Here is a 10,123-nt window from a genome sequence, read left to right as displayed (position 1 = left end):
TACATGGAATCTGCTAACGATAAAGAACTGGATCAGCTGCTGAATGAACACTTTGCTGGGCGGGTGGTACGTAAGGATCTGACTAAACTGATCAAAGAAGGGGCTAACGTTCCTGTCTATGTACTCGAATACCTGCTAGGGATGTATTGTGCCTCGGATGATCCTGAGATCATTGAGCAGGGACTACGTAACGTAAAGACCGTACTGGCTGAGAACTACGTCCGTCCTGATGAAGCTGAGAAGGTGAAATCCCTGGTCCGTGAACGGGGCAGTTATAAGGTCATTGATCGGGTGACCGTAAAGCTGAATGAGCGTAAGGACAAATACGAAGCATCATTTAGTAATCTGGGCATCAAAGATGCCGAAATCTCGGCAGGCATCGTCAAAGAGTATGAAAAATTACTTGTTGGTGGTATCTGGGTCATTGCTACGCTCAGTTATTATTTTGAAGAAGGACAGACCAGCTCGCCATTTGGTGTCAGCTTACTCAAGCCGATTCAGATGCCGAATATGAATATGGATGAACTTTTCAGTGGCAGAGCAGCATTAAGCACGGATCAGTGGCGCGAGAGTTTAATCCGTTCGATCGGCATGGAACCGGCTTCGCTAAAAGAGGATGTGCAATGGCACCTATTAGCGCGTATGGTTCCGTTCGTTGAAAATAACTATAACGTCTGTGAACTTGGACCACGCGGTACCGGGAAAAGCCATATTTACAAAGAGTGTTCACCGAACAGTATTTTAGTCTCGGGTGGGCAAACGACTGTCGCCAATCTGTTCTATAACATGAGTAGCCGCCGTATTGGTCTGGTGGGGTTGTGGGATGTGGTGGCCTTTGATGAAGTTGCCGGTATTTCCTTTAAGGACAAAGATGGCGTTCAGATCATGAAAGACTACATGGCATCGGGATCTTTTGCCCGTGGCCGGGAACAGATGGAAGCATCTGCTTCAATGGTTTTTGTGGGTAATATTAACCAAAGCGTCGAATCGTTGGTAAAAACCAGCCATCTCTTGGCACCTTTCCCTGAAGCCATGATCGATTCGGCATTCTTCGATCGTTTTCATGCCTATATTCCAGGTTGGGAAATTCCAAAAATGCGTCCGGAATTCTTTACCAACCGTTATGGTCTAATCGTTGATTATCTGGCTGAATTCTTCCGGGAAATGCGTAAGCGTAGTTTTGCGGATGCCATTGAGAAGTACTTCAAACTCGGAAATAACCTGAATCAGCGCGATGTGATTGCCGTTCGCAAGACGGTTTCTGGATTGATGAAGTTGCTCTACCCACACGGTCAGTTTAATAAAGAAGATGTACGCCAGTGTCTGGAATATGCGCTGCAGGTACGCCGTCGGGTCAAAGAGCAGCTGAAGAAAATTGGTGGTATGGAATTCTATGACGTTCATTTCAGCTATATCGACAATGACACCTTAGAAGAACATTTTGTCTCAGTCAAAGAGCAGGGTGGTGGCGGACTGATTCCCGAAGGTCCAGCCAAGCCAGGTTTCTTATATACCATCGGGCTCAGTAATAAAGGCATGCCGGGGTTATACCGCTTAGAACTTCAAGTGACCAAAGGTTCTGGAAAATTGGCGACATCAGGCTTATGGAATTCAAGCAGTGCCAAGGAGCAGGTCAAGATCGCATTTGACTACTTCAAGGCCAATGCATCCAGAATATCGGGTGGCAGTAAGGTGCTGGAACATGACTTCCACTTACATGTGGTTGAATTACAGAATACCGGGCCGCTCAGCCATCTTGCTCTGCCAAGTTTAGTGGCTTTCGCTTCTGGCCTCTTAGGACGATCGGTTCAAAGTCAGATGGTGGTACTGGGTGATATGAGCTTGGGTGGTTCAGTGACACCGGTGGAAAGTATTGCCGAATGTCTGCAAGTTGCTTTTGATGCGGGTGCCAAGAAGGTTGCTTTGCCAATGAGTAGTGCGGCAGATATCCCAACGATTCCTGTGGAACTGTTTACCAAGTTCCAGACCAGCTTTTATGCAGATCCGGTAGATGCTGTGTTTAAGGGGCTAGGGGTGGATTAATTTCATATCTGTCTGGAAGAGTTACAGTAGATTGTTTTAAATTCAGTTTCTCAAGTTAAACACCATGTTGTAAAAGCATAATACTGCCTCTTTTAAAGAGCTAGTATTTTAGGGGGGATTACCCTTCATTTTTTCTTGATCAGATATCTGTTGTACTTTGACAGGATTTTGTTGATCTAAATATTTTTGATACCAAACACGCAATGTTTCAGGAGTACAACCGATTTTAGGATCAATAGCTGTGATTGCTGCCCAAGTAGAAGGATAATCTTTTTCAGATTCAATCAATAATTGAACCGCTCTTTCTCTGATTTCAGGGGGCAATTTTACTTTGCCATTTGTAAGGTAAAAGGGGTCAATTTTAGAATGCCGTTGACAATGTATCGCCTTTTGAGTTTGAAGCAATGTACAATGATAAGATTAACCCGTTAGGTCAGGTGGCCTAACTTAAATAAAAAGTCTCCGACAAACCCGGTACGGTTCACTATCTATTGTTATTCTTACCTGAAATTGATGTGAGCTTATAGAGACAAGGTAAATTTGCAAAAGTGCCGGCTATTCAGTGTTCATTGAATGTTTAATTTAATTTATTAAGCTTGACCTTGGAGTGGCTCTAAGCCTTATACTTGGTACAAATTTTTCGATTGTTATGATGATGCGTTCTACTACATGGATTACAGTCTTGGTTGGATTGTTCATGTTCCAAAGCTTTTGGAATGTGGCGGCGGCCTTTTGTGTCCATGAACAACAGCCTCAATCACAGCAGAGTTATCATTTTGGTCATCACCAAAATACCTTGTGTGCCAGCGATAGTCGTCAACACGATCATAATGGACAGTCAGAAAACATAAAAACATTCAGTAGCGATTTAGAAATCGGTGAAGATCATCAAGATCATCTACCATCGATGACGCATTTGATTGTACAAAATGAAAAAGTAGATGTGTTTCCTCCAAGCTCTGAAGTTAAAGTGAATCCACAATTTCATTGGAAAAACAGCTATCAGGCTCCTGACCTGTTTCAACAAAGCCCACCTCCCGAATTTTCCCCGCTCATGGTGGGGTAGCCTAAAACATTCCCACCACTTTTATTATTTAAATAAGTGGGAAAAATCATGTCTTCACAATCAATTATACTCTTGCGTCATAGCTTGGTTGCTTGTATATGTGCAGCGGCTATGCAATATAGCTATGCTGAAAACGTTACCAGCTTTGAATCCGCTTTAGCAAAAGTACAAAGTTACCAGACTCAAGACAAGCTGTGGCAACAAGTTCAGCAAATATCTGAATTGAATATTCAGCAAAGTCGGTTATGGCAGAATCCAAGTATAAGTTTAGAACAGTCTGGCTTTGGCTCAGGTCAAGAACAGGAATTCAATGTTGGCGTTAGTCAACCTCTAGATCTATTTGGTCAGCGTAAGCTGAACCGGGTGATTGCCAATACCTCGAATCAACAAATCCAATTGCAACAGCAATTATGGAAGGCACAAAGCCAACTGATTGTTAAATTTGCATGGTCGCAATTTGCACTTGCTGAGGTTGAGCAGTCTGCTTATTCAGTACAGTTAAAAACAAGTAAAGCCAATCTGGACAGTGCCCAGAAACGCTATCAGGCAGGCAGTATTGCCCTGGTTGATTTTGAGCGTACCCAAATTGAAGCGCTAGAAATCCAACGACTTTATCAGCAAGCGATGCTGAATAAACAAGCTGCCGGTCGTCAGCTGTCTAATTTGTGGGGGGGAGAAACATCTTCACATCTTCAATTGAATAAAACCGCTATCCCTTGGCCAGAGCAAAGTCTCCAAACTGTGCAACGGTATATTGCTGAAGGGTGGCTAGAAAAATTCTATGCCTTGAACATTCAGCAATCGGATCATCAAATTGAAAATTTAAGAATTCAGGCACGTCCCAATCCGACTTTAAATGTAGGCATGAAACGTAGCAAAACCCCTAATGAAAGCAACGATACGACTTTGGCAATCGGCGTGGCTATTCCACTGAATATTTTCAACCGCCAGCAATATGCGATCCCGATGGTCCAGCAACAGCAAATATTGCTGAACCAACAGCAGCAGCGTGAGCTGAAGCAACAAATACTCAATATTGCCAACAGCATGCATCAGCTCAAAGGTTTACGTAGCCAGTTCGATGCCACAACAGCACAAGTTACTTTGGCGACCAAAGTTCAGAGCCGTACTTTACAAGGGTTTCAGGCAGGGAAACTGTCCATTACCGACGTTCAGCAAGCAACCACCCAACTGCAGAATCTTCGATTGGGTCAATTACAAATTCTACGTCAAGCTTGGCAAACTGCCCTCGCAGCTGAGGCACTCAGTATTGGCACAAGTTATGAAGAAATTAGCCGTTCGGATGCCTATACACAACTGAATAAAAAGGCAGTCGAAGCATCGCAAAATTTAATCAATGGGGGAGCACGATAAAATGAACGCCAAGCAAAACGGAAAAATATCCCAGTCTCTCATGATTGCAATTTTGATTCTGATTACGGTCTTGGTCAGTCTGGTTATTTGGTTAAGTTCAAAAAAAACTGAATCTGAGGGGCATGGTCATGATGAGGGAAATGCCGAACATTCTGATGAAGATAGTTCTGAAGAAGGACATGCTGAAGAAGGCGAAATACAACTGACCAGCCAACAAATGGTTGAACAAGGTTTAAAAGTTGCTGTTGCATCCACAGGATTGGTTGAAAAGCTGACAACCCTGCCAGGTAAATTGGTGGTGAATACCGATCAACAAGCGCATATATCGCCTAATTTTAGTGGTCATGTCGAGCAGGTCAATGTGGCTTTAGGACAGAGCGTGCAAAAAGGACAAACGCTGGCTGTACTAATCGTGCCTGAACTGATCGACCAACAGGCAAATCTGCGTATGGCACAGGTGAATCTGGATTTGGCCCGTAAAGATTACCAGCGCGAACAGCAACTCTGGTCACAGGGGATTTCTGCCAAACAGGATTACCAGCGTGCCGAAAATGCCTACCGTCAAGCGCAGATTACTGTCCAGTCCTCACAAGCACGTTTAAATGCATTAGGTGCAAGTGGCAATAACAATGGGCGTTTTCTGATTAAAGCACCGATCTCTGGGGTGATCAGTCAAAAAGATATTGTGGTCGGTGAAAATGTGCAACTGGCTAATCAGCTCTTTGTCATTGAACAGCTGAAAGATTTATGGCTTGAGTTTAATTTGCCGAATCAATTCTCAGGTCAACTGCAAGCCGGGCAAAAAATTGACTTTAAAGTGAATGATTCAGATCAAATCTATAAAGCTACTGTACAAAGCTTAACCTCTCAGGCAGATGTACAAACAGGGCGTCTGGTGGTGCGCGCAAAACTCGATGCGCAAGCTACTGAGTTGCGTTCTAATGTGTTAGTGAGAGTGTTGATTCCGGAAGCTACAGCAAAATCAGCCCTTCGGATTCAAAAGTCTGCGCTGCAAAGTATTGAAGGTGAAGACAGTATTTTCATCGTAGATTCAGAACAAAAAGGTCAAGTCCACTTAAAAGCACAGAAAGTGCAATTGGGGCAGGCTTCAAGTGATGGACAATGGCTTGAAGTGATTTCTGGGCTGACTGAAGGGCAGAAGTATATCGCTCAAGGCAGTTTCTTGTTGAAATCTGAATTAGAAAAAGACGAGGCAGGCCATGAACATTAATTCTGATCTGCCAAAACCAGAAGGTTTATTCGAACGAATCATTCAGTTTTCCATACAAAATGCGATTTGGGTGTTGCTCTTTGTCTGTACCTGGATTGCGGTCGGGGTGTATAGCTATCAGAAACTCCCGATTGATGCTGTACCCGATATTACCAATACCCAAGTCCAGATTAATACTCAAGCCAAGGGTTTTACTGCGCTTGAAGTCGAACAGCGGATTACCTATCCCATTGAAAATGCCATGGCTGGCATTCCGGATCTGGAGCTTACCCGTTCCATATCCCGTTATGGACTCTCTCAAGTCACCATTGTCTTTAAAGATGGGACTGATATTTATTGGGCCCGTCAGCAGATTAACCAACGGATACAGGAGGCGCAATCTGAGTTGCCTGCACAAATCGCACCGACGATGTCCCCCGTTTCTACGGGTCTCGGTGAGATTTATCAATGGGTACTGAAGGCAGATCCGAATGCGAAAAAGCCGGATGGAACTGCATACACGCCGATGGATTTGCGTGAGATTCAGGACTGGATTGTGCGTCCTCAACTGCAACGTGTTAAGGGAGTTGCAGAGGTCAACAGTATTGGTGGTTTTGAAAAAACCTATGTGGTCTCTCCCGATTTAAACCGGATGCAGCAACTGAATATCTCATTAGAACAACTGCAACAGGCTTTAGCGCAAAATAATGAGAACCGAGGTGCAGGTTATATTGAAGACAATGGTCAGCAACTGACGGTACGTGTACCGGGTGCATTCAATGGGCTTTCTGATATTGAGAACACCATGCTGGGTAGCCCAAATGGCAGCCCAATTCGGGTTGGTGATATTGCGCAAGTCTCTATTGGGCATGATTTAAGAACCGGTGGGGCAACCTATAACGGCAAAGAAACCGTTTTAGGGGTTGCCATGATGGCGATGGGTGGAAATAGCCGGACTGTTTCTAAAGCTGTGGATGCCAAGCTTCAAGATATTCAGAATAGTTTGCCTAAAGGGGTAGTGATTGAAACGGTGTACGACCGTACTACCTTGGTTGAGAAGGCGATTAAAACCGTTCAGAAAAACTTGGTAGAGGGAGCAATCCTGGTCATCATCATTCTGTTCCTGTTTTTAGGGAATATCCGTGCTGCCTTGATTACTGCCTGTGTCATTCCACTCTCTATGCTGTTTACCTTAACCGGGATGGCACAGAAAAATATCAGTGCCAATCTGATGAGTTTAGGTGCACTCGATTTCGGCATCATTGTCGATGGTGCTGTGGTGATTGTCGAAAACTGTATCCGGCGTTTAGCCCATACACAGCAACTGTTAAAACGACCTCTCACACAAAGTGAACGCTTTAAGGAAGTTTTTCTGGCTGCCCGCCAAGCACGTCGTCCTCTTATTTTTGGTCAGCTTATTATTTTGGTGGTGTATTTGCCGATTTTTGCTTTAAGTGGTGTGGAAGCAAAAATGTTCCATCCGATGGCATTGACAGTGGTACTCGCCCTTGTTGCAGCCATTATTTTATCGATCACCTTTGTGCCTGCTGCTGTGGCATTGTGGGTCAAAGGCGATATTCAAGAAAAAGAAAGTCGTTGGATGTTATGGCTAAAAGCTAAATATCAGCAAACTCTTGATATTTCGTATCAATACAAAGCAGTTGTGCTGACTTTTGCACTGTGTGTATTAGTGATTACGGGATTTATCAGTACCAAACTCGGCAGTGAATTTGCACCACAGCTCAGTGAAGGAGACTTTGCGGTACAACAGTTACGTTCACCAAGTACAGGCTTAGAAGAGTCTTTACGTATTCAGGAGAATACTGAAAAACTTCTTTTAAAGAGTTTCCCTGAAATTAAGGCAGTATTTGCCAGAACGGGTACAGCCGAGGTTGCAACAGATGTCATGCCACCCAATATTTCAGATGGCTATATCATGTTAAAGCCTCGTTCAGAATGGCCAAATCCTAAAGAAAGTTTAGATGAATTACGTGGCCGTATGGTGACGTATTTAGCCACGATTCCAGGCAATAATAGTGAATTTTCACAACCGATTGAACTCCGATTTAATGAATTGATCTCAGGTGTGCGTAGTGATGTTGGTGTGAAAATCTTCGGTGATGATATGAATGTCCTCAATACTGAGGCGACTAAAATCTCCAAAATCATTCAGCAAATATCGGGTAGCAGTGCCGTGAAAGTTGAGCAGACCTCAGGTTTGCCATTACTGAATGTCGAGGTAAATAAAACTTTGGCTGCACAATATGGTTTGAGTGTGCGTTCAATTCAAGACCTTGTGGCAACCAGTATTGGTGGACAAAGCGTGGGAGAGATTTTAGAAGGCGATCGTCGTTTTGATTTTGTTATCCGTCTTGGAGAGCAAGACCGTAGTGTCGCATCTGTTTCCCAGTTACCTATTCAGCTTCCAAATGGTGGCAGTATTTTATTGTCGGATGTCGCGCAAGTCTCGACCATTGAAGGAATCAACCAAGTCAGTCGAGAAAATGGTAAACGCCGAGTTGTGGTTACAACGAATGTTGAAGGGCGTGATTTAGGGTCTTTTGTTTCTGATGTACAGACACAGCTCAAAGCATACACTTTGCCAAGTGGTTATTGGATAGAATATGGCGGTCAGTTTGAAAATTTGGCTTCAGCCAAAGCACGGATGCAAATCGTGATTCCACTGGCTTTAATCACTATCTTTATTTTACTGATGGCGGTCTTTCACAATGTCAAAGAAAGTCTATTGGTCTTTACCGGGGTACCCTTTGCCTTGACCGGTGGTGTGCTGTTCCTTTGGCTAAGGGATATTCCATTATCGATGTCAGCTGGAATTGGCTTTATTGCCTTATCTGGTGTTGCAGTCCTCAATGGACTGGTAATGCTGACCTTTATTAAGGAATTAAGGGACAAATATCCAGTGCATAAAGCCGTGTGGCAAGGGGCTATTTTGCGCTTAAGACCAGTGTTGATGACAGCTTGTGTGGCTTCACTGGGTTTTGTACCAATGGCGCTGGCAACCGGAACAGGGGCTGAGGTTCAACGGCCACTGGCAACCGTAGTGATTGGCGGGATTATCTCTTCAACATTACTAACTTTGGTGCTGTTACCCGTGCTTTATCGTTGGATAAATGAAAAGAAAGTTTCTTAATCCAATAGATTAGTCGATTTACAGCAGAGATATTGGCTGTTATCCAATATCTCTGCTCATCATAAATAGAATAAGGAAAATATTTTATGTCAGAACATCATGATCATAGCCATGCGGTTGTTACTGAAGAAAATAGTAAGAAGTTAATGGTTGCCTTAGGTTTAACGACTACTTTTTTAATAGTAGAAGTTGTCGCTGCTTTTATTACCCAAAGTTTGGCTTTGTTATCTGATGCAGCTCATATGTTTACTGATGTAGCCGCTTTAGCTATTGCTCTTGCCGCTATCAAAATTGGTAAAAAAGCCGCAGATGATAAAAGAACTTTTGGCTATCAGCGATTTGAAATTTTAGCGGCTCTGTTTAATGCGGTGATGCTTTTTGTGGTAGCAATATATATTGTATATGAAGCTTATCAACGTTTTACGAATCCTGCTGAAATTCAAAGTGTTGGAATGATGATTGTCGCGGTCATTGGTTTGGTCATAAATTTGATTTCAATGAAAATCCTTTCTGCTAGTGCTGAAGGAAGTCTAAATATAAAAGGTGCATATTTAGAAGTTCTTAGTGATGCTCTAGGATCGATAGGCGTGATTATCGGAGGAATAGTTATTTATTTTACCCAGTGGATGTGGGTTGATACCGTAATCGCTGTGTTAATTGGCTTCTGGGTCTTACCTCGAACTTGGATTTTATTAAAACAAAGTATTCATATTCTGCTTGAAGGAGTTCCTGATGAGATTGATATTGAGTCGTTAAGAAATGATTTATTGAAGCTAGAGGGCGTTGAAGGGATTCATCAGTTGAAAGTCTGGGCTATATCCTCAAGAAATATTCATTTAACTGCTCATTTGGTTGCTCCGAATAGCAATACAGATCAACTCTATCAAAAGGCCTTAGAAGTTCTAAAACATAATCATAATATTACTGAAATTACGTTACAAATAGAAAATACGAAATGTAATACATTGAACCAACATAAACACTAATTTGGACTTTAGTCTTCATATAGATGTTTTGTGTAACTTTAAAGTATACCCTAAAGTAACAGCCTAAAAGTTCGTAAAATTATGTACCATTTAAATGATTTTTAATCATATATAACATGTAACTTTGGTATTAAAAATTTATAATTTACGAAATTGTTCATTTTTCGGCACTGTTGCAAATAGTCGGTGGTGATAAACTTATCATCCCCTTTTGCTGATGGAGCTGCACATGAACCCATTCAAAGGCCGGCATTTTCAGCGTGACATCATTCTGTGGGCCGTACGCTGGTACT

6 protein-coding genes and 1 pseudogene are annotated in these 10,123 nt (G+C 42.8%); 6 read left to right on the top strand and 1 reads right to left on the bottom strand.

What is annotated here, in order from left to right; all coding sequences use genetic code 11:
• Positions 1 to 3: 3 nt before the first annotated feature.
• The gene (brxL, locus tag FTU72_RS09245) at positions 4 to 2,043 is read left to right on the top strand and encodes a protease Lon-related BREX system protein BrxL (protein WP_005021615.1); all 2,040 of its coding nucleotides are present in this window, start codon (positions 4 to 6) and stop codon (positions 2,041 to 2,043) included.
• A 123-nt stretch (positions 2,044 to 2,166) separates the two neighbouring features.
• On the opposite strand, the pseudogene FTU72_RS09240 reads toward brxL, so the two are convergent.
• Positions 2,167 to 2,403 (bottom strand): annotated as a pseudogene (locus FTU72_RS09240) (hypothetical protein); the annotation flags it as partial.
• Positions 2,404 to 2,692: 289 nt separating this feature from the next.
• Here FTU72_RS09240 and FTU72_RS09235 point away from each other — a divergent pair.
• From FTU72_RS09235 to FTU72_RS09215, 5 genes are all read left to right on the top strand, one after another.
• A complete protein-coding gene (locus FTU72_RS09235) occupies positions 2,693 to 3,109 on the top strand; it encodes a cation efflux protein, CzcI-like (protein ID WP_257223833.1) in 417 nt (138 codons plus the stop codon).
• Positions 3,110 to 3,157: 48 nt separating this feature from the next.
• The gene (locus FTU72_RS09230) at positions 3,158 to 4,483 is read left to right on the top strand and encodes a TolC family protein (protein ID WP_035269736.1); all 1,326 of its coding nucleotides are present in this window, start codon (positions 3,158 to 3,160) and stop codon (positions 4,481 to 4,483) included.
• A gap of 1 nt (position 4,484) precedes the next feature.
• Positions 4,485 to 5,714 (top strand): efflux RND transporter periplasmic adaptor subunit, encoded by a 1,230-nt coding sequence (locus FTU72_RS09225; RefSeq protein ID WP_016658777.1) that lies wholly within the window; start codon positions 4,485 to 4,487, stop codon positions 5,712 to 5,714.
• Positions 5,704 to 8,844, top strand: coding sequence for an efflux RND transporter permease subunit (locus FTU72_RS09220; protein WP_016658776.1), 3,141 nt, complete (start codon positions 5,704 to 5,706; stop codon positions 8,842 to 8,844). Before FTU72_RS09225 ends, FTU72_RS09220 begins: the two co-directional genes overlap by 11 nt.
• An 86-nt stretch (positions 8,845 to 8,930) precedes the next feature.
• Complete coding sequence (locus tag FTU72_RS09215) at positions 8,931 to 9,830, top strand: cation diffusion facilitator family transporter (protein ID WP_005028603.1); 900 nt, start codon at positions 8,931 to 8,933, stop codon at positions 9,828 to 9,830.
• Positions 9,831 to 10,123: the final 293 nt, after the last annotated feature.

Source organism: Acinetobacter sp. YH12137 (assembly GCF_013418535.1).
Taxonomy (GTDB): Bacteria; Pseudomonadota; Gammaproteobacteria; order Pseudomonadales; family Moraxellaceae; genus Acinetobacter.
The sequence above is the reverse complement of the archived record's forward strand: the minus strand, read 5'-3'. Positions and strand labels throughout refer to the sequence as shown.

Excerpts from the sequence above, each read along its gene's own strand:
- brxL (WP_005021615.1), top strand. The coding sequence starts at position 4 with ATGGAATCTGCTAACGATAAAGAACTGGATCAGCTGCTGAATGAACAC.
- FTU72_RS09235 (WP_257223833.1), top strand. The coding sequence starts at position 2,693 with ATGATGATGCGTTCTACTACATGGATTACAGTCTTGGTTGGATTGTTC.
- FTU72_RS09230 (WP_035269736.1), top strand. The coding sequence starts at position 3,158 with ATGTCTTCACAATCAATTATACTCTTGCGTCATAGCTTGGTTGCTTGT.
- FTU72_RS09225 (WP_016658777.1), top strand. The coding sequence starts at position 4,485 with ATGAACGCCAAGCAAAACGGAAAAATATCCCAGTCTCTCATGATTGCA.
- FTU72_RS09220 (WP_016658776.1), top strand. The coding sequence starts at position 5,704 with ATGAACATTAATTCTGATCTGCCAAAACCAGAAGGTTTATTCGAACGA.
- FTU72_RS09215 (WP_005028603.1), top strand. The coding sequence starts at position 8,931 with ATGTCAGAACATCATGATCATAGCCATGCGGTTGTTACTGAAGAAAAT.